The sequence below is a fragment of the Planomicrobium sp. CPCC 101110 genome, assembly GCF_007859395.1.
Lineage (GTDB): Bacteria > Bacillota > Bacilli > Bacillales_A > Planococcaceae > Planococcus.
The window spans coordinates 211,915-231,081 of record NZ_VOHD01000009.1 but is presented as its reverse complement, the minus strand read 5'-3'; the positions used below and the strand labels follow the sequence as shown (position 1 = coordinate 231,081).

At 45.2% G+C, this 19,167-nt stretch carries 19 protein-coding genes and 1 riboswitch; of the genes, 12 read left to right on the top strand and 7 right to left on the bottom strand.

Annotation, left to right across the window (positions count from 1 at the left end; translation table 11 throughout):
- The first annotated feature begins 176 nt into the window (after nt 1-176).
- Entirely contained in the window at nt 177-1,694 is a 1,518-nt protein-coding gene (locus FQV30_RS15140) for an AbgT family transporter (protein WP_146500986.1), read from the top strand.
- A 17-nt stretch (nt 1,695-1,711) separates the two neighbouring features.
- Complete coding sequence (locus FQV30_RS15135) at nt 1,712-3,013, top strand: M20 family metallo-hydrolase (RefSeq protein WP_146500985.1); 1,302 nt, start codon at nt 1,712-1,714, stop codon at nt 3,011-3,013.
- 51 nt (nt 3,014-3,064) lie between these two features.
- Here FQV30_RS15135 and FQV30_RS15130 read toward each other — a convergent pair whose 3' ends face one another.
- Nucleotides 3,065-4,504 carry a M20 family metallopeptidase gene (locus FQV30_RS15130; RefSeq protein ID WP_146500984.1) on the bottom strand — a complete coding sequence of 480 codons (1,440 nt, stop codon included), beginning with the start codon at nt 4,502-4,504 and terminating at the stop codon, nt 3,065-3,067.
- A 244-nt stretch (nt 4,505-4,748) separates the two neighbouring features.
- Here FQV30_RS15130 and FQV30_RS15125 point away from each other — a divergent pair, with 244 nt between their 5' ends.
- Nucleotides 4,749-6,029: a DUF4139 domain-containing protein gene (locus FQV30_RS15125; protein ID WP_146500983.1), complete on the top strand. Its 1,281-nt coding sequence runs from the start codon at nt 4,749-4,751 to the stop codon at nt 6,027-6,029.
- 76 nt (nt 6,030-6,105) lie between these two features.
- Here FQV30_RS15125 and FQV30_RS15120 read toward each other — a convergent pair whose 3' ends face one another.
- Nucleotides 6,106-6,570, bottom strand: a complete 465-nt coding sequence (locus tag FQV30_RS15120) for a GNAT family N-acetyltransferase (protein ID WP_146500982.1) — start codon at nt 6,568-6,570, stop codon at nt 6,106-6,108.
- Nucleotides 6,571-6,764: 194 nt separating this feature from the next.
- On the opposite strand from FQV30_RS15120, the gene FQV30_RS15115 reads away from it, so the two are divergent.
- From FQV30_RS15115 to FQV30_RS15100, 4 genes are all read left to right on the top strand, one after another.
- The gene (locus FQV30_RS15115) at nt 6,765-7,265 is read left to right on the top strand and encodes a TspO/MBR family protein (protein WP_146500981.1); all 501 of its coding nucleotides are present in this window, start codon (nt 6,765-6,767) and stop codon (nt 7,263-7,265) included.
- A gap of 102 nt (nt 7,266-7,367) precedes the next feature.
- Nucleotides 7,368-7,982, top strand: coding sequence for a PH domain-containing protein (locus FQV30_RS15110; RefSeq protein ID WP_146500980.1), 615 nt, complete (start codon nt 7,368-7,370; stop codon nt 7,980-7,982).
- A 195-nt stretch (nt 7,983-8,177) separates the two neighbouring features.
- On the top strand, nt 8,178-8,726 hold the full coding sequence (locus FQV30_RS15105) for an NADPH-dependent FMN reductase (RefSeq protein WP_186725678.1): 549 nt from the start codon (nt 8,178-8,180) through the stop codon (nt 8,724-8,726).
- 313 nt (nt 8,727-9,039) lie between these two features.
- Nucleotides 9,040-10,011 (top strand): proline dehydrogenase family protein, encoded by a 972-nt coding sequence (locus FQV30_RS15100; RefSeq protein WP_146500979.1) that lies wholly within the window; start codon nt 9,040-9,042, stop codon nt 10,009-10,011.
- A 45-nt stretch (nt 10,012-10,056) separates the two neighbouring features.
- Here the strand turns inward: FQV30_RS15100 and FQV30_RS15095 are convergent, their stop codons facing one another.
- Nucleotides 10,057-11,313 (bottom strand): MFS transporter, encoded by a 1,257-nt coding sequence (locus FQV30_RS15095; protein ID WP_146500978.1) that lies wholly within the window; start codon nt 11,311-11,313, stop codon nt 10,057-10,059.
- A gap of 149 nt (nt 11,314-11,462) precedes the next feature.
- On the opposite strand from FQV30_RS15095, the gene FQV30_RS18025 reads away from it, so the two are divergent.
- The 3 genes from FQV30_RS18025 (at nt 11,463) to FQV30_RS15085 (ending at nt 13,837) form a co-directional block, all read left to right on the top strand.
- Nucleotides 11,463-11,603: a hypothetical protein gene (locus tag FQV30_RS18025; RefSeq protein ID WP_186725677.1), complete on the top strand. Its 141-nt coding sequence runs from the start codon at nt 11,463-11,465 to the stop codon at nt 11,601-11,603.
- An 86-nt stretch (nt 11,604-11,689) separates the two neighbouring features.
- Nucleotides 11,690-11,791, top strand: a riboswitch (purine riboswitch).
- A gap of 148 nt (nt 11,792-11,939) precedes the next feature.
- Entirely contained in the window at nt 11,940-12,527 is a 588-nt protein-coding gene (locus FQV30_RS15090) for a xanthine phosphoribosyltransferase (RefSeq protein WP_146500977.1), read from the top strand.
- A complete protein-coding gene (locus tag FQV30_RS15085) occupies nt 12,524-13,837 on the top strand; it encodes a nucleobase:cation symporter-2 family protein (RefSeq protein ID WP_146500976.1) in 1,314 nt (437 codons plus the stop codon). The genes FQV30_RS15090 and FQV30_RS15085 overlap by 4 nt, the downstream gene beginning before the upstream one ends.
- 44 nt (nt 13,838-13,881) lie before the next feature.
- Here the strand turns inward: FQV30_RS15085 and FQV30_RS15080 are convergent, their stop codons facing one another.
- Nucleotides 13,882-14,880: an alpha/beta hydrolase gene (locus FQV30_RS15080; protein ID WP_255473485.1), complete on the bottom strand. Its 999-nt coding sequence runs from the start codon at nt 14,878-14,880 to the stop codon at nt 13,882-13,884.
- Between the two features lie 200 nt (nt 14,881-15,080).
- Here FQV30_RS15080 and FQV30_RS15075 point away from each other — a divergent pair, with 200 nt between their 5' ends.
- Nucleotides 15,081-15,776, top strand: a complete 696-nt coding sequence (locus tag FQV30_RS15075; RefSeq protein ID WP_146500975.1) for a hypothetical protein — start codon at nt 15,081-15,083, stop codon at nt 15,774-15,776.
- 213 nt (nt 15,777-15,989) lie between these two features.
- Nucleotides 15,990-16,934 carry a ring-cleaving dioxygenase gene (locus FQV30_RS15070; protein ID WP_146500974.1) on the top strand — a complete coding sequence of 315 codons (945 nt, stop codon included), beginning with the start codon at nt 15,990-15,992 and terminating at the stop codon, nt 16,932-16,934.
- A 46-nt stretch (nt 16,935-16,980) separates the two neighbouring features.
- Here the strand turns inward: FQV30_RS15070 and FQV30_RS15065 are convergent, their stop codons facing one another.
- From FQV30_RS15065 to FQV30_RS15055, 3 genes are all read right to left on the bottom strand, one after another.
- The gene (locus FQV30_RS15065) at nt 16,981-17,889 is read right to left on the bottom strand and encodes a proline dehydrogenase family protein (protein ID WP_146500973.1); all 909 of its coding nucleotides are present in this window, start codon (nt 17,887-17,889) and stop codon (nt 16,981-16,983) included.
- 293 nt (nt 17,890-18,182) lie between these two features.
- Complete coding sequence (locus FQV30_RS15060) at nt 18,183-18,512, bottom strand: hypothetical protein (RefSeq protein ID WP_146500972.1); 330 nt, start codon at nt 18,510-18,512, stop codon at nt 18,183-18,185.
- Between the two features lie 2 nt (nt 18,513-18,514).
- Nucleotides 18,515-19,090, bottom strand: coding sequence for an SCO family protein (locus FQV30_RS15055; protein WP_146500971.1), 576 nt, complete (start codon nt 19,088-19,090; stop codon nt 18,515-18,517).
- Nucleotides 19,091-19,167: the final 77 nt, after the last annotated feature.

The following is a 19,167-nucleotide window of genomic DNA, read 5'->3' as shown; positions in this document are numbered from 1 at the left end:
CGCCTCCTGTTTTTAGTTTAAAATAGTCTCTTTGCAATGGACAATAGGTAAAGCAAAAGTTTATGGGTCTTTGCCAAACGAACTTGAAAGAAAATTCTATAAAAAATGAATATTGTCAATAAAAATACAGAATTTTTATGTTATTATAAATTTTATTAATAAGAGGAGGCTGGAAGATGGAAAATGCAAAGAAGCCAGGAATGTTTATCCGCATATTGAATGGAGTGGAACGGATCGGAAATAAGTTGCCGGATCCATTCATGTTATTTGTTTATTTAGCGGTTCTTGTCATGATTGCATCATTTATTTTTGCCCAGTTTAATGCATCGGTTATTCACCCAGGAACAGGTGAAAACTTGGCTATTCAAAATCTGCTGTCGGGAGCAGGGCTTCAATTCATATTGACATCGATGCTCGAAAACTTCACCGGCTTTGCACCGCTCGGCCTAGTGTTAGCGATGATGCTTGGCATCGGGCTTGCCGACAAAGTCGGCCTTCTTGAAACAGCGATTAAAAAATCAGTATTAAAAGCGCCGAAGGCCATTATCACTTATGCAATTGTTTTTGTAGGGATAATGGGAAATATCGCTTCTGATGCTGCCACCATCTTGATTCCGCCTTTGGCCGCTATGGTCTTCTATCGAATCGGCCGCCATCCTCTTGCGGGTTTGGCAGCGGGATTCGCAAGTGCGGGAGCCGGATTCACTGCCAACCTTTTGATTGTCGGGACAGATGCACTTCTGTCGGGCATCTCAACAGAAGCGGCGCAGATCCTGGACCCGAACATGGTTGTAACCCCGGTTGACAACTGGTATTTCAATATCGTTTCTGTGTTTGTCCTGACCCTGGTGGGCGGGCTTATAACAGAGAAAATAATCGAACCCAAACTTGGTACATACAAAGGGGAAGCGGTTGAAGCGGACGTTGGGGAAGAACATCCAAAAGCCAACAAAGGGCTCCGCAATGCAGCAATTGCGGGACTCCTATATCTTGGTGCCCTGCTTGCTCTTATCCTGCTTCCGGATTCACCGCTCCGCAATGAAGAAGGGGGCATGATACCATCGCCATTTTTAAGTGGCATAGTCCCTATCATTTTAATTTTCTTCTTGGTATTAGGTGTGGCTTACGGAGCAACTACGGGTGCTATCAAGCAGATAAGTGACATATCAAAATACATGACCGAATCCATAAAAGATTTGGCAGGCTATATTGTGCTCATTTTCGCCGCTGCCCAATTTATCGCCTATTTCACATGGTCCAATATCGGGACTTGGATTGCAGTGAACGGCGCAGAATTTTTGACAAGCATAAACATGACTGGCATTACAGTAATCATCGGATATAGTATTTTTACTGCTTTGCTGAACTTCTTGATTACATCTGGTTCTGCAAAATGGGCACTGGAAGCTCCTGTATTTGTTCCGCTGTTTATGCAACTCGGCTATCACCCGGCGTTCACTCAAGTAGCTTACCGGATAGCCGATTCATCAACGAACATCATAACGCCTTTGAACCCTTATTTCATCGTTGTTCTGTCATTCATGCGGCAGTATGATGCAAAAGCGGGTCTTGGCACACTGATTTCACTGATGATTCCGTATTCGCTTCTATTTTTCCTTACGTGGATCATCTTACTGCTGATTTTCTTCTATGCAGGAATACCATTTGGACCGGGAATTACACCATATCTATAAAAGAGAGAAGGGATTGAATGGCTACGGATTTACAGCAGGCGGTTGAAGAATTGCGCCCGCAGCTACAGACTTGGAGACGCGATTTCCACAAATATGCAGAATCAGGGTTTCTTGAAATGCGGACTGCCTCTATTGTCGCTGCCTATTTGGAAAAGTTAGGCTATAAAGTAAAGGCAGGCAGTGAAGTGATGGAGGCGGAAGCGCGCATGGGCGTTCCGGATGCAACGGTATTGGAGAAACACCAGCAATGGGCAAAAGAGAACGGCGCCGATGAAAAATGGCTTCCGAAATTGACTGGCGGGATGACTGGAGTTGTCGGAGTTCTCGATACCGGAAGGCCAGGGCCGGTTGTGGCGTTTCGCGTCGATATGGATGCCCTTGATATTCAGGAAGAGTTGAGCGAAGGGCATATCCCGTTCGCGGAAGGGTTTGCCTCGGTCAATGCCAATATGATGCACGCATGCGGCCATGACGGCCACACTGCCATCGGCCTAGGACTTGCATCTCTTCTTATGCAGCAAAAAGACCGGTTTAGCGGGACTTTCAAATTGATTTTTCAGCCGGCTGAAGAAGGGACGCGCGGCGCCAAGTCGATGACAGAAGCAGGCGTGGTCGATGATGTGGATTACTTTATCGCGACCCATTTGGGGACTGGTGTGCCGGCAGGCGAGATTGTTGCGGGCAATGCAGGATTTTTAGCCACAACAAAAATGGATGTTGTATTCAAAGGAAAAGCTTCACACGCGGGAGGCCGTCCGCATGAAGGGAAAAATGCCTTGATGGCGGCTTCCACTGCCGTGCTCGGTTTATATGGGATTCCTCGCCATGCGGACGGCGCTTCCCGGGTGAATGTCGGAGTGCTTCAAGCTGGAAGCGGGCGCAATATCATTCCTTCCCGCGCTCTTTTGAAAATTGAAACGCGGGGGGAAACTTCCGAAATCAACGATTATATACGCACGCAAGCGTTGAATGTCTTGAACGGCGCTGCTGCAATGTACGATACGCAAGTGGAAGTGGACATTGTCGGTGAAGCGCGCAGCAGCAAGCCAAGTCCGGAATTGGTTGAAATCGTGGCGGAAGCGGCAGCGCAGTCGCCGCTTGTTGAGAATGTCACCAAATGGAGTGAAGGAGCGGCAGGTTCGGAAGATGCCACTTATTTTATGGAGCGTGTAAAAAACAAAGGCGGCCTTGCCACATATATTATCGTGGGGACAACACTTGCCGCAGGGCATCATAATGAGCTGTTCGATTACGACGAAGAAGTATTGCCGGCAGGTGTTGATGTGCTCTTCCGGATTGCCGCTTCTCTTGCAAAATAACAAAAGATAATAAGCCCGCCATAGGAATCTGATTCCTATGGCGGGCTTATGCTAGTTTTTGATAACAGAAGGTTTGACCTCTGCTGGAATCGGGCAGACGTACGGGTTTTTTTCGCGTTTCTTTTCGTGTTCTTCTTTGATCGCTTTCAGCTCGTCTGTATTTTCAAGCAAGTGGATGGCTGTCAACGCCATCGCTGTTCCGGCGCGCAGCATTCCGGAATGGGCAAATGGCGAAATGCCTTGGGTCACCATCTGCCATGTATGAAGAGGGGTTCCAAGTGCTGCCGTTGCCGTTGTGCATTGCGCAGTCGGTACAAGCCAGCTGACATCTGAAACGTCGGTCGACCCGGATAATACTTCATCGGAAGGGATATATTCTGAAACATCATCGTATAAATACTTGCCTTCAAATTCTGACCCATCTCCGGTATAGCCAAAACCTTTCAGCACTTCAACCGCGCTTTTTTGTTCGCCCTCATTCAATGATTCCCATATGGCTTTCGCAAACTGCTGGTCTTCTTCGCTTGCAGATCCCGCGCCGGTTTCCACAAGACAGCGGTGGAGTATTTTTTCTAATGCCCGGTTCGGCTCATAGTTTGAACAGGCTTTATCAAAAGTGATGGTAAGCTGGGTTTCGGTCATAAGTGCGGCGCCTTCTGCGACTTTGCAAACCCGTTTATAGATTTCATCCACTTGCTCTACTTTTGGCGCGCGGATCAAGTAAAGGACCTCCGCATCTGCTTGCACAACGTTCGGGGAATAGCCGCCGGTATTTGTCACGGCGTAATGCATGCGAGCATCTGCAGGAACATGCTCCCGCAAATAGTTGACGCCGACATTCATCAGTTCAACCGCGTCCAATGCACTTCGCCCGAGATGCGGAGAATTTGCGGCATGGGAGGTAATGCCTTTGAATCGGAAATAGACTTGGTAATTGGCGAGCGTGCTGAGATGCATGATGCTATTCACAGGAGATGGATGCCAAGACAGCGCAACGTCAAGGTGGTCAAATACGCCTTCTCTTGCCATAAAAGTTTTGCCTGAACCGCCTTCTTCGCCAGGGCATCCGAAAAACTGGACTGTCCCGGGCAAGTTATGTTCTTCCATATAAGCTTTCACTGCAAATGCAGATGAAAGAGCGCCGGTGCCAAGCAAATTATGTCCGCACCCGTGGCCGATTCCGCCTTCGACAATCGGTTTCTGTTCAGCGATATTCGCTTGCTGGCTAAGGCCGGACAAGGCATCAAATTCCCCTAAAAAGCCGATGTAGGGTGCTCCTTCTCCAAACGTACCGATAAAGGCAGTTTCAATGCCGGCTACATTTCGTTCAACCGCAAATCCTTCCGTTTCGAGTGCATTTGCTAAAAAGGCGGCCGATTCGTATTCCTGGAAACGGGTTTCCGGGTGGTTCCATACATGTGTGCTGATTTCTTCGAAACGGGACCTGTATTTTTCCATAAAATCAGTTACAAAAGATTTAGTGCTTGCCATTAGAACGTCACTCCTTCAAAAAGTATTAACTTTATTGTACAGGAATTGGAATGGACAGATCAAAATAATCTGAAAATTTGGTTGTTTGCTGATAAAAAATGTTAAAATGGCCGTAGCATTTAGAACATCTTGCAAGGCGATGGCTCTTGCCGAAGTTTGTGAATCCGTATTACTGAATTTCCAGTTTTGCTTTAAGCCAAAGTTAGCGAAGAAGCAGCATGCACTTCAAGAAAGGGGCGGCAAGATGAAGTACCAATCGACGGCCAAGGAACGAATTTCTCTCAGTTTAACTGTTTATCACGGCGGTTTTTGCATGGTCAAAGAAGTGCGCCGAATTGGGGTCCAAGAAGAAATAGACGAGATTTGTTTTACGGATATCGCCAGAGGCATAGAAGCCGGTTCGGTTTTGGCGAAGGGTTTCAATATGCTTGAACAAAGATCTAGCCAGGATTTACTGAACAAAAGCAACCTGCTCGAAAAGTATATCGGTCAAGAAGTGGCAATACGCAAACATGATACTGGAGAAGAAAGGAAAATCCGCTTGCTGAGCATTGGGGATGGCTTGATCGGGGAGCTGCAGGACACAAAAGAAGTGGTGATAGATCCCAAAGGTGAGCTTGTTGTACCGCCGTTGCCGGAAAGCTTTTTTGATGGTCCAGCGCTTGTTTGGAAGACAGCGCCTGGTAAAATGGAGGATCATATAAAAGTGTCATACTTAGCCGAAGGCATCGAATGGCAGATGAACTATATAGCAGAGATCAAGGGAACGGAGCTCCAGCTGATGGGATGGCTGGAGATTCGCAATGACGCTGGAATCGATTTTATCGGCGCGGCTTTGAAGTTGATGGCTGGAAAAGTTTACCGGCAGCCGAGGACCGGTGATTTTTCCCCTGAGCTGGGAGTGCATGAAAGTTCAGTTAGCCGACCATCAATTGAAGGATATGATTTTAGGGACCGCCACACCTACAGGATAGGACAGCCCGTTACGCTTTTGAATGGACAAACAACACAGATTGCGTTCTTGGAAGCTCATATAGATTCGTTTCGGACAATCTATGAAGTAGACAAATGGAGCAATCGGGCAACTATAAAAATGGAATTTGACAATAAAAAAACAAATGGCCTTGGCGTTTCTTTAGCCAGCGGCAAGGTGAAGCTATATAGCCTGGATACGGACAAAGAACTGGAATTTATCGGGGAAGATGCCATCGGCTCCGTAACGGAGGGGGAAGCTGTATCAATCAGGATCGGGGAAGCGTTCAATATCAGATGCAATAGCTACGAGAAAAAGCGCTGGATGCAAGAAGGCGTGGAGTATATAACGTATTGCTATGATTTGGCGAATGGAAAAGAGGAAAACGTCCGAATCCATATTCACCATTCTATGGATGAACCTATTTGGACAATGGAATCGTCGTCGCACGATTACGAAATCAGGAATGCGGGCAATATAATGTTCATTGTGCGTACGGCTGCAAAAAAAGAAGTGCCGGTAGAGTTTACTTACCGGGTGGATAAAAGATAGCACCAAAAAAGCAGATACCAGTTATCTGCTTTTTTGGTCTTGCTGAAAGGGTTTTGTAAATTGGACAAGGTCCTTTTTAATTGACCGAAAAAACCATTACTTCCTCATGCTCCCCAAAAACTTCACCAGTCGGACGGAAGCCGAAGTGGATGTAGAGGGAGCGGGCAGCGTGGTTGTCTTTATGGACGGTCAGCCGGATTTCCCGGCATTCGGGAAACCGCTTTGTTATCCAGCGGACCATCTCGGCAAAAGCGGCTTTCCCATACCCTTTTCCTTGCTGCTTTTCATCGATTAAAAAGCCGTTTATCCAATACATATTGTCTGTGCCTTCCTCGTAGGCATGCATGATGAATCCCACTAGGCTGTCTTGCTCATAGATGGCAAAAGGCAAATAAGTAACGTGGTCGCCGTCCGGTTTAATGGCGATTTTTGCAAGTGATACCGCAACAGAAGGGGTGAAGCTGCGCTGGGCTTCTTTCACTTGCAGCGTTAAAGCCTCCTCCCAATTTTTTCGTGTGACGGGTTGTAAATGAATGTCCATTTCTGCACCTCTTTCATGTTTATAAAGTAGAAGTTCGGTATTTTGAAATGAAAACCTTTCGAGCTTCAAAAAATCCATGAACCAAATCCTTTGAAAGATTTGCCTAAGCAGTTTTTATGCAGAGCACCATGTTTAATATCCGCATGAGAGGATAGAGTAATACAAAAAAACAAATTGAAAAGAGGCGTAGAAAAGTGGAGCTACTGAAAGTGGATGGGCAAGTGGATGTGAAAAAATTGGCAGTGAATGTATTGGTCCCCGTTGTCGGTGGATCGATTATCGGGATGTTTGCTAATCAAGGCTCGCAGGAAAAGTACGACAAGTTGAAAAAGCCTTCATTTTCTCCCGCTCCATGGGTCTTTCCGGCGGTTTGGACTACGCTGTATGCGGCAATGGGGATTGCGAAGTACCGGGCAGATGAAAAAGCGAAGCTTCAAAATGCACGCTCAAAGACGAGTTTGCCGTATGACATACAACTGGGCTTGAACTTCTTATGGTCCTTTCTGTTTTTCAAATGGGGGCTGCGGGGCACTGCATTAGTGGAAATGGCGTTCCTGCTTGCAGCGGTAACCTTTACAGCATATAGGTTCAGCAAATACGACAAGACCGCCTCGATGCTTATGGTTCCGTACATCGGCTGGGTTGCTTTCGCTCTCGGCCTGAACTACTCCATCGTCAAACTGAATGCACAATAAGCCAAAGAGGGAAAGCTTTTTTATGGATGCTGCCTCATTGATTCTCTGGTAAACTTGTTATATTAAGGAAAATCTTTTCCAAGCAGAGAAGGGGTTGTGTATATGTTCAAGAAGATGGCTTCAGACGCTCTAGGTTTATCGGATGTAGGGAAAATCATCGATCCGCAGGATTACGACAAAACAGATGCAGATGATTATGTCATGCATGAAGATGATGAAAAAATTTACTTCATGATCAAAACCCGGGCTGACGAATACTGTTTCACAAATTTAGCGCTGATTCATGTTGATGGTGAAAGCGCCATGTCTTCAAAACGGACATTGCGGCGCTATCCATATTCCCAGCACATCATTTCAGATGTAGTTCTTGAGACGGCGGGAAAAATCGATTTGGATGTGGAAATCGGCTTTCGCTTAGGGGCTGTGGCATTTAAAATTGATGTTCAAAAAAACCAAATCGAAAAATTGAAAGACTTGTATAAAACCCTGCTGCGCATTGCAGAAATGACATATGAAAATGCTATCCTGATCGATATGGCAGGCCAAAGTTTGGACAAAGCAGTGACAGTCCTGCAAAATTCCCGCCCTTCAAATGTTGAACTTGACGTCCAATACTCCAAGCTGACAGATTTCGGCTTTACGTGGCTGACATCAGTCCGCAGCCAATACCATGTGAAAGATTTTGGGGACGTTTTCGAAAAGTACATTAATAACTAACCCCGATCATCCAAAAAACTGCCGCGATTCCATCCATGGCAGTTTTTTTATTTGCTTGAAAATTGCTCAGGCAAACAAGGGGAAGCAAAGTCCATCCTGTCCACAACTGCTCTAATGTTATAATCCCAACAGTTCGGGTATCAGTACGGTAACAATATTTTGAACGGCAGCGAAGCCGGCGAAGGAGAGGGTAAAATGACAATCAAAGTTGCAGCGGTTATTGGAAGTGTGAGAAAAGACTCGAACAACTTGAAGTTAGTGGAGTACATGAAAAAACGCTATGCCGACCAAATGGATATCGAGCCTGTTTTGATTCATGACATCCCGATGTATAACCCTGATACTGAAGAAAATGCACCGCAAGAAGTGATCGAGTTCAGAAATAAGATCAAACAGGCCGATGCCGTTCTGTTTGCGGTAGCGGAATATAATTTCTCGATACCTGGTTCTTTGAAAAACGCCATTGATTGGTTGTCGCGCGGCGGATTTGTGCTTCGGGAGAAACCGGCTTTTATTGTCGGATCTTCTATGGGTGTGCTTGGCAGTGTCCGTGCCCAAATCCATCTCAGGGAAATTCTATCCAATCCGTCACTATCGCCTTGGCTGCTTCCGAATAACGAAGTTTACATCGGATCAGTCCATGAAAAATTGAACGGCCAGAACGAAATGGTCGACTCCGGTACGAGAGGATTTCTGGATCAAGTGGTCGGGAATTTCGTGTCTTTCTATAAGCGGATGGCTTGACCCCAAAAAAATGCCGCAAAAGCCAAAACGGCCGATGCGGTTTTTTTTGGGTGAAAAAAGTTTGATTATTTTGAGTAATATATTGCATTTAGCTTAAAAGCGAAAATCCCGGCAGGGCAAGGGTTTCTGCTTGCAAACACCGCAGTGACGCTAAAAAAGAGCTTTTTCTTTTTGCATTTAGGTAAATAAAAGCAGTGCTATTTTCTTTGGAAAAGGCTACAATTAAGCTTGCGTGTATCATAAGGAATGGACTGCAATGAATGTTTATTTCTTGCGAGCAGCTTTTTGGTCAATTGTATCAGGAGGGAAAAACATGTTAAAAGAGATTTTTATTGGGTTGTCTACAAATCAAATGCTGACTGCTGCAGCGAAAAAGTATGGTTTGAAGCTTGGAGCCCAAAATGTTGTGGCGGGAACAAATGTTGAAGAGACAATCAAGAGCATACGCGAACTAAATGCACTAGGCATTAGCTGCACGGTTGATAATCTTGGTGAATTCGTTTTTGAAAGAGAAGAAGCCTTGAAAGCGAAAGACAGCATTTTAGAAGTGATTGAGGCCATCCATGCGAATGGAGTAGACGCTCATATCTCATTGAAACCTACACAAATCGGTTTAGATATCGATTATGATTTCTGTTACGAGAGCTTGAAGGAAATTGTAGCTGCCGCAAGCAAATACGATATGCACATCAACCTCGACATGGAAGATTATGGGCATGTCCAGCCTTCTTACGATTTGCTGGAAACTCTTTTAGAAGAGTACAGCAACGTTGGGACAGTAATTCAATCCTATTTCTATCGTGCGCAAGAAGACATTGAAAAGCACAAAGATCTACGTTTGCGTATTGTGAAAGGCGCTTATAAAGAGCCGGCTGAATATGCTTACCAAACACGTGAAGAAATCGATGCAAACTTCATCAAATTGATCGAATATCATTTGTTGAATGGAAAATTCACATCCATTGCCACTCATGACCACAACATCATCAACCACGTTATTGATTTTGTCGAAGAGCATGGCATTTCACGCGATAAATTTGAATTCCAAATGCTCTATGGTTTCCGCAAGGACATGCAAGTGGACTTGGCGAAAAAAGGCTATAACTTCTGCACATATGTGCCATTTGGCGACGACTGGTATGGCTACTTTATGCGCCGGTTGGCAGAACGCCCTCAAAACTTGAATCTGGTTGTGAAACAAGTGTTCAATAAACGCACGAATACGGCAATCGGCCTTTTCGCAGGTGCTTATGCGCTTGGACGGCTGACAGCAAAGAAAAAATAAATTCCAGAAGCGGCAGGCGAGAAGGATTTCTCGCCTGCCGCTTTTTTATTCTTCCGCCAGTTTTTTCTTTCCGAAGATGAAAAAGTAATATGCTGAAGAAAGAATATACAAACTGGCTGTAATGGTGAAAGCATACGCATATCCCCAGTAGGAGCCATATGAAATGACAAGGCCGGCCGCAATTGGCCCCATGGTTGCCCAGCCAACGTTGAAGACCATTTGGTTGACTGAATTGGACAAGCCTTTGTATTTATCATGCACCAATTCCATGGCAACAGCGCTTTGGATGGGATTGGCCGCATTCATCAGTGCCTGCCGGAAAAGAAATCCGACAGAAGCGAGAAGGAGGGAAGATGTATAGGCGGTCAACAGCAGGAATGGAATGGATAATATCTGAAAAAGTATCAAGGCTTTCACTTTGCCGGCTTTCCGGACGAGCAATGGCCCGATCAGCATTGCTACTGCTGTCATAGCAGAGCCGAGCGACAAGATTAAACCGATATACGCATTTGATGCTTCAAAGCGATTGGAAAAGTAGAGGTTCAAATAAGGGACAACCAATCCGGAACCTATACCTACCAGTAAACTGGCAAATGAAAAGTGAAAGATGACAATGAGGTTTTTCTTGAGGTCTGCATCAGCTGGGTGAATTTCGATATGAGCTTCCATTTTCTTTGTCTTTACAGGGCTTTCGCTATTCAATCGCAGCAGCGGCAGAAGCCCCATGGCAAAAAGCGCAGCACCAAAAAGCAGCGACCAGCGGATGGCTTCAACCGGGGCTGTCGCAAGGAAAAGCTGAAGCGTGTCCGAAACGACTCCGCCAAGCAGGCTGCCAATTACGTTGGCAACGGTCATTAACGCAAAATAAATGCTGAACAGGTGCACCCGCTCAGATGAATTGGAATTTTCCGCCAGGAACGGAACCCCTGATACCTGGACGAATGCCATAAAAAGCCCGGTAAAGAAGGCGGCATAAACAAGCGGTGCCTCGACTACAGCGAAACTGCGGTAAAAAAGTGTAGCTGCCCCAAGGGCGACTCCGCCGATAATAATCCATTTCCGCCCATATCTATCGCTCAAGAAACCTGCGGGAATCAATGCAATTGCAGATGCTAAAGCAGTCATTGAAATCACTTGCCCATTCACTGTTTCAGGCATTCCCAATTCTTTTATGTATAGATTGTACATGACCATGAACACGCCCATTCCAATTTGGATAAGCACATTGGCCAACATGAATAACTTGATATTCCGGTTGAAGGCCATGATTTTCATTTTCCAGTCGCGAAGCCAGCCCGACATAAAATTCCACTCTTTTCGTTGTATTTTATTTCGACTCTCTAAATATAAGGTCTGACTTGAATTAAATCAAATAAATTATAACGAACGGCAGGTTCTGAAAAGGGGATCCGGGGAAGCTTTCATCCAATCATCGCCTAGGGAAGTTGAAAATGGCCATCGTTGAAACCGGATTGAAATTTGCTCAAGGCTGGGTACAGAAATCCAGGCTTGGAGGAAAAACTGGAGAAAAGCTGATGAAATGGCGGATTGGTCACCTGAATGCCAGGCTGCAGAAAGGCTTGGATCGGTAAACGCTAGGTCTTTTCGATTTCAGAATTTACAGAATAATATTTTAATTATGTAAACCTTGAAACGGTTTTTTCACATGCTATAATAAGACCATTCTAATATATTCACTCATATAATAGCGGGAATATGGCCCGCAAGTTTCTACCGGTTTGCCGTTAACAAACCGACTATGAGAAGCAACGGAATGATAAGACTATGCCTGTTCCAACAGGTGTATTTCTTTTCGTTTCCTTTCGGCACTAAGCTCGAAGGACATTGCTCCGCTCATGGTATGAATGGATGCACGTTCTGAGGGCTATTTTTTATGCCTTCCGGCGTGACGAAAGGGGACCAGCTGCATGAAGCAACTACAGGAGAAAATCATAACAGACGGCAAAGTGCTGTCTGAATCAGTTTTGAAAGTCGATTCTTTTTTGAACCATCAAATCGATCCATCTTTGATGCAAGCAATCGGCAATGAATTTGCGGCGCGCTTCAAAAACGAAGCTGTGACCAAAATTTTAACGATCGAGTCATCAGGAATCGCACCGGCGGTTATGCTTGGGTTGAACCTTGGCGTTCCTGTAGTGTTTGCGCGAAAGCGGAAATCACTGACATTGGTCGATCAGTTGTATACAGCAAGTGTGCACTCTTTTACCAAAAACGAAACAAACGATATTTCAGTTTCCAAGGATTTCATCAAAAGCGATGATGTAGTATTAATCATTGACGATTTTCTGGCTAACGGGCAAGCTGCTCTTGGGCTTGTAGATATTGTAGAACAAGCGGATGCAGCACTTGCAGGCGTCGGCATCGTAATTGAGAAAGGCTTCCAAACAGGCGGCAGCATGATCCGGAATCGAGGAATCCGTGTAGAATCGCTCGCTAATATCTCGTCCATGGCCAACGGAAAAGTTGAATTTTACCAGGAGGTTCCAACCGCATGAAAAACTCTTTAGGGGCAGCAGCCTTAGGATTCCAGCATCTTCTTGCCATGTACGCAGGAGCAGTATTAGTGCCATTGATCGTAGGAGATGCCCTTGGCCTTACACCTGAACAATTAACATACTTGGTCGCTATCGACATTTTGCTTTGCGGTGTGGCGACAATCCTTCAAATCGTCAACAACCGGTTTTTTGGAATCGGCCTTCCAGTAGTTTTAGGATGTACATTTACAGCGGTCGGCCCAATGATTGCCATTGGCGCTGAATTTGGAATCTCGGCAATTTATGGCTCTATTCTGGCTTCCGGTTTGTTTGTTGTTGTAATCAGCGGATTTTTCGGCAGTCTTGTCCGCTTTTTCCCGCCGGTTGTTACAGGATCGGTAGTAACGATTATCGGGATTACATTGATTCCGGTTGCCATCAATAACATGGGCGGCGGACAGGGAGCGAGCGACTTTGGGTCACTGACGAATATTTCGTTGGCTTTTGGAACTTTGCTGTTCATTATCTTGGTTTACAGATTCGCTACAGGCTTTATTAGAGCTATCTCCATTTTGCTTGGATTGATCGCGGGAACAGTTGCAGCCACGATTATGGGTGTGGTTGATTTTACAGCGATAAAAGATGCTTCTTACTTCCACATGGTCGAACCGTTCTACTTCGGAGCGCCAACATTTGAGTGGTCTGCTATACTTACAATGTGTTTAGTGGCAATGGTTTCCTTAGTCGAATCAACAGGCACTTACTTTGCTTTGAGTGATATTACTGAGAAGAAACTAACAGAAAAAGATTTGGCAAAAGGATACCGTGCAGAAGGCCTTGCTATTGTTTTGGGCGGGATTTTCAACTCATTTCCATATACAACATTTTCTCAAAACGTCGGCCTTATCCAGATGTCCGGCGTCAAATCAAGAAAGATCATTTTGATCACCGGTTTAATGTTGATTACGCTAGGCTTCTTGCCTAAAGTAGCGGCAGCAACAACGATCATTCCGACTGCGGTACTTGGCGGAGCGATGGTTGCCATGTTCGGCATGGTCATTGCGCAGGGAATCAAAATGCTCAGCAAAATCATTTCGGAATCACAGGAAAATTCTATGATCATCGCTTGTTCTGTCGGTCTAGGCCTTGGCGTGACGGTTGTGCCAGAACTATTCGCGCAACTGCCATCAAGCATTCAGATTTTGACAAGCAACGGCATCGTAGCGGGAAGCGTCACGGCAATCGCTCTAAACATCGTTTTCAACATGCTGCCTTCAAAAAGAAAACAGCCCGTCCGTGTGCCTGTACAAAAAAGCGCAATAAACCATTGATATGTAGAAAAGAGCCTCCTAGTTGGAGGCTCTTTATTTATGCATCAATTACTTTTTGCTGACAAGAAATCCAATGTTTTTTCCAGTGTTTCCTGTGCATCGACGGTATCGAGCGCGTATTGGAATTCATGCTTCAATTTTTTGCCGCTGTCTTCGAAAAATACGCTGTCTACTGCGACATTCTGCGATTCCAGCGCTTGCACCATTTCCGCTGATTGGGAAGCGAATGGGTCTCCGTCTCCAACCGCTATGAATACCGGAGGATAATCCGGCGTGATTTGATCGACAGTCGACAATTCGGCGATCCGGGAAAACGATTCGAATTGATCAGATCCTGTATATGTATTCAGGAACAAGTCGATATTCGGGAAACCGGTTGCTCGGACCGTTTCCATATTGTATAAACCGCACATCAGTAAAGCGCCCCTCAATTGTTCCGCTTGGACCGCTGGCCGAATGCCCATGGCGCCGGCCAGTTTTTGGTTGGAAATCACTGCAGCAAGCTGACTGGCTATTTGTGCGCCAGCTGAATCGCCGCCTATAAACAGCCGGCTCATGTCGCCGCCGAATTCACCGGCGTGAAGCGCCATGAATTGCAGTGCGGCATTTGCCTGCAGAACTGGTCCTGGATACAGCTGGCCAGGCGCCAAGGCGTAGTCTATGTTGGCGACGACATAACCGGCATTTGCAAGTGCCATGCCGTAATCCTGCCGGCTGTCTTTTGACCCGCCCACATAGCCGCCGCCGTGAATCCATAAAACAACTGGAAGAGGTTCAGTAACATGTGCCGGATAGTATATATCCAAAAAGCTATTTTTTGTTCCATCGTATACCAGGTCCTTCAGGACGCGCACTTCTTTTTTTATGGTATCCATATTGGGCGGCGGCTTGAAAATCGCGGAACCGGTGATCTGATCAGAGGCGGACACATTCACTGACGTTGCAATTTGTTCTGTAGAAACTATTGTAAACAAAACGAATAGCGTACAGAGAAGGACGCTCATTTTTTGGGGCTTGAATGGGTTAGGATGCTTTCTTCTCATGCGGCACTTCCTTTGGCGGATATGTTCTTTGAAGAATGGTAATCTTATCTTATCCGGGACTTATGGCAAAAAGATAGGGACTTTCGAATTAATAGTTGTTTTACAAAAGTGAATTTTATGATAATAAGAGTCTTTAAGTGAAAAAACGGGTATAAAAATAATTCATGTGTTAATTGGACAAACGAAAAAGAGGGGATTTAATGTTTGGTCTTTCAGATCTGCTGTCGCTAATTATTTCCGCTTTTATCATTTTGCCAACGGTTGTGTTTATAAGAGAGATGGGTTATTTGATTGTCAGCGCAATATTCGGAGTGGAAAACCCTAGGCTTACAATAGGGACTGGGCCGCGAATTTTTAAATTTGGTATGTTTGATGTTCGTAAACACTACCATCTCTACAGCTGGTTTTCCTATGATTCGCTTAAAAGAAAAAGCAATTTCGCTTATGTATGCATCTACGCGGGACCTATACTGACAAATCTTGTAATGGCTTTAACGCTGAACGCCTTTTTGGCTAATGGCATGATTCAGGAATTTGTAAAGTTTTGGGACCGCTTTGTTTTTTATGCGTTTTACTATGTGCTGTTTGACGTGGTGCCAATGAAGACGTTCAATGGGAGGCCTAACAATGGGCTTATCATCTACGAATTGGTTCGTTACGGAAGGCGCACAGATTATAACCAAGAGCCTTTTATCCCGTCGACGACTGATGTGGAAAAAGAATACGAGGAGGAAATGGAAAGAATAGAGGAAATAAGCGAGAAAGAGAAAGAAAGAACCGGTCCGGAAGAAAATGCGGAAATCGAACAGCAAAAAAAGCAGGAACAAGCCGAATTGAAAGAACAGGAAGAACAGGAAAAGAAAGAGGTAATCGAACAACGGCAAAATCGAGGTTGATTTTGTGATTGAACAAACAGGTTCCAGTGCCGCATGCCAGCGGCACTGTATCCGCCGGGTGGTAAAAATCCCGCTTGAACCACTTCTGCCCTCATAAGAGTAGGCAAGCAAAGAAGCTAGATCAGTGCCTTCAATCTTTTTATCTTTAATTCGAGATATATTATGTTATAATGGGTTTAAAGAATAGAGACAGAAGTTGAGGAGAGATTAAAGATGGCGAAAAATTCAATGGGTATCCACCATATTACGGCAGTTGTCGGCAATCCGCAGGAAAATGTGGATTTTTATGCAGGAGTTTTGGGATTGCGTCTCGTTAAACAAACGGTCAATTTTGATGATCCCGGAACTTATCATTTGTATTTTGGCGATGAAGGGGCAAATCCTGGAACCATCGTTACTTTCTTTCCATGGGGAGACGCTTACAAAGGCCGGATCGGCGATGGGCAAGTAGGTGTGACAACTTATGTGGTTCCTGTCGGCGCCTTGGATTTTTGGGAAAAACGCCTGGCGGATTTTGATATTCAAGCAGAAAAGAGCGAGCGGTTTGGCGAGCAATATTTGGGGTTTGACGACCCGCACGGCTTGCACCTGGAAATCGTGGCCAGACAAGCCGGCAAAGACAATACATGGCGCTTTGGCAAAATCGGGCCGGACAAAGCGATCAAAGGCTTCGGCGGGGCGACGCTATATTCTTCCAACGCTGAGAAAACAGCAGAACTGTTGGAAACAGCAATGGGACTGGAACGGGTCGGAGAAGAAGGAGATTTGCTGCGGTTCCGTTCAACAAGCAACATCGGCAATGTCATCGATTTGAAGATGACGCCTGAAGGCGCAGGGCAGCTGGGCGTCGGTACAGTCCACCATATCGCTTGGCGGGCAAAAGACAACGAAGACCAATTGGACTGGAAGCGGCATATTGAAAGTTATGGCCTTGGCGTTACGCCTGTCCAAGACCGCAATTACTTTAAAGCCATTTACTTTAGGGAATACGGCGATATTTTGTTTGAAATTGCGACGGATCCGCCAGGGTTTGCAATTGATGAGCCGCTGGAAGCGCTGGGAGAAAAACTGATGCTTCCGAAGCAATATGAACAGCAACGGTCACGGCTGGAGAAAGATTTAGAGCCGATTCATGTACGGGTGCTGGATAAAAACTGAAAAAGCGGCTTCTCCACCTTGAACTGAGGATGGGGAAGCCGCTTTTTTATTTTGAAACCATGCTTTTCAGCACTAAGTTAATGTTTTGCGGGCGCTCGGCTAAACGCCTCATATAGTAGCCATACCAATCCTGGCCGAATGGAACGTAAGTGGTGAAGTTATAGCCTTCTCTCGCCAGTTCCTTCTGCATTTCAGAACGGAAGCCGTAAAGCATTTGGAACTCAAAGCGGCTGAGGGGAATGCTGTTTTGCTGAACGAACTTTTTCACTTCATTGATGATGTTATGGTCATGCGTAGCTATGGAAGTGAAAGCTTGGCCAAGAAGGCGGCTTTTGATCAGATTCATGTAATTCTCATCGATTTCTTGTTTGCCTTGCAAAGAAACCTCTTCTTTTTCTTTGTAGGCGCCTTTGACTAGCCGAAGCCGGACGTTTTGCAAGTTCTCAAGATCTTTTTCCGACCGGTACAAATAGGATTGAATGACTGTTCCGACATTGTCATATTCCTTCAGCAATTCGTTAAGCAGATCGAGCGTCTGCTGCAAATGTCCGTAATCTTCCATGTCGATGTTGATGAAAATATCATAATTTGCAGCAAGCGCCGCAATTTCTTTCATATTTTCCAAACAGAATTTATAGTCGACATCCAGGCCGACTTGGGTTAATTTGATGGACATATGGGCATTTACCGCATGCAGTTGGATTGCTTCCAGCGTATCCAAAATATTTTTTTTTGCAAGGAGGGCTTCTTCTTTGCTATAGACAAACTCTCCAAGATTATCGATGGTTGCGCTGATGCCATTGCTGTTCAGCTCTTTGACCGATTTCATCATGCTGTCGATATCCGTCCCGGCAACCACTTTGCTGGCCCCAAGCTTCAACCCCCATTTTTTAGCGCCATTGTTCAATAACTGGTTTTTGGATAATGAAATAAAAAAGTCTCTAGTTAACCCCACTTTGTATCCTCCTATACTTTTATAAGCGCCTGTTATATATGCATCGCGGCAGGTTAGCACGATATGAATGCTAAAGGGCGATATATTGAAGCTTCACTCAGCGGAGGCTTTCAATCCGCGCAATTCCATAAAAGCAAGATTTCCATTCCCCGGAAGCAGCTGAAGCTGAATCCTGAATTCCATTATAATCGATAGTGGCGTTTCAGCCTAACTTTACCCCGAAAAAAGAGAAGCTTTCAAAAACCGTTAAACAAAAAGCAGGCAGAGGCCATACCTCTGTCTGCTTCAATCTATCACCAATCTTTTGTCTCTTTCCCCATAATGCCCAACTCTTTCATCAAGCTGACAAAAAAGCTGTCGCGATTGCCTTGAAACACTTTTTCCGTGCAAGCGGACTCCGCCGGGTAATTCAAATCGCGGGCTTCCTGCAGTGTGGATTCTTCAAGAAAATTTGTCGCATTCGACTCTTCAAAGCAAGAATAGGCGATATAGGTCCGGTGCGAATGTTCCAGAATGACACGGCTTTGTGGAGGAGGCTGATTATCGCGCGGCATGAAAAAGAGCACAAGAAGAACGGCCGCGATTATGGACGATATCCATAGCCATTTCTTGTTTTCAAACATGCTTATTCCTCCACTAAAATTTTAATATCTGAAATGATGTCGTCGGCTGGCGGCTGGAGGCCATTATAGTCTTTCATCACGACTCCGTTTTGGTCTATAAGATAAAACGAGGTGCCATGCATGGCCTGGTCCTGATCTTCAGGTTTTCTTGCTATCGTCTTGAAGTTGTCCATGGCAAACTTATCAATCGTTTCCGAAGAATAGCCGGTAAGCAAATGCCAGCTTGATAAATCGGCCCCGTAATTTTCTGCATAAGATTTTAAAACTTCAGGAGTGTCAAAATCAGGATCGGCTGTAAATGAAACGATTTTCACGTCAAGCCCTTCTTTTTGAAGCAGTGCCTGAAGGTCGGTCATATTTGCCATCATCGGCAAGCAAACCGTTGTGCAATTTGTAAAAACAAAGTCAGCCAGCCATACTTCTCCTTTTAAATCGGCCAAACCTACTTGTTCGTTCTCCTGGTTCGTGAATGTGAAATCTTCCAATTCCCAGTTCAATGGATCTTGTATTGATTGTCCGCACCCTGAAAGGATGAGGGTGAAAAGCAACAGTGAAAAAAGCCAGACGTTTTTTTTCAAGGTTCCTCGTCCTCGCTTTCTTTAGCTTGTTTATCCTCCATAAGCGTAGTGGATATACTGGCATCAAACAAGTGCCT

Coding starts and splice junctions, on each gene's coding strand:
- FQV30_RS15075 (WP_146500975.1), top strand. CDS start 15,081: ATGTTTGGTCTTTCAGATCTGCTGTCGCTAATTATTTCCGCTTTTATC.
- FQV30_RS15090 (WP_146500977.1), top strand. CDS start 11,940: ATGAAGCAACTACAGGAGAAAATCATAACAGACGGCAAAGTGCTGTCT.
- FQV30_RS15110 (WP_146500980.1), top strand. CDS start 7,368: ATGTTCAAGAAGATGGCTTCAGACGCTCTAGGTTTATCGGATGTAGGG.
- FQV30_RS15070 (WP_146500974.1), top strand. CDS start 15,990: ATGGCGAAAAATTCAATGGGTATCCACCATATTACGGCAGTTGTCGGC.
- FQV30_RS15085 (WP_146500976.1), top strand. CDS start 12,524: ATGAAAAACTCTTTAGGGGCAGCAGCCTTAGGATTCCAGCATCTTCTT.
- FQV30_RS15060 (WP_146500972.1), bottom strand. CDS start 18,512: ATGTTTGAAAACAAGAAATGGCTATGGATATCGTCCATAATCGCGGCC.
- FQV30_RS15105 (WP_186725678.1), top strand. CDS start 8,178: ATGACAATCAAAGTTGCAGCGGTTATTGGAAGTGTGAGAAAAGACTCG.
- FQV30_RS15135 (WP_146500985.1), top strand. CDS start 1,712: ATGGCTACGGATTTACAGCAGGCGGTTGAAGAATTGCGCCCGCAGCTA.
- FQV30_RS15080 (WP_255473485.1), bottom strand. CDS start 14,880: ATGAGAAGAAAGCATCCTAACCCATTCAAGCCCCAAAAAATGAGCGTC.
- FQV30_RS15120 (WP_146500982.1), bottom strand. CDS start 6,570: ATGGACATTCATTTACAACCCGTCACACGAAAAAATTGGGAGGAGGCT.
- FQV30_RS18025 (WP_186725677.1), top strand. CDS start 11,463: ATGGCCATCGTTGAAACCGGATTGAAATTTGCTCAAGGCTGGGTACAG.
- FQV30_RS15095 (WP_146500978.1), bottom strand. CDS start 11,313: ATGTCGGGCTGGCTTCGCGACTGGAAAATGAAAATCATGGCCTTCAAC.
- FQV30_RS15140 (WP_146500986.1), top strand. CDS start 177: ATGGAAAATGCAAAGAAGCCAGGAATGTTTATCCGCATATTGAATGGA.
- FQV30_RS15130 (WP_146500984.1), bottom strand. CDS start 4,504: ATGGCAAGCACTAAATCTTTTGTAACTGATTTTATGGAAAAATACAGG.
- FQV30_RS15100 (WP_146500979.1), top strand. CDS start 9,040: ATGTTAAAAGAGATTTTTATTGGGTTGTCTACAAATCAAATGCTGACT.
- FQV30_RS15125 (WP_146500983.1), top strand. CDS start 4,749: ATGAAGTACCAATCGACGGCCAAGGAACGAATTTCTCTCAGTTTAACT.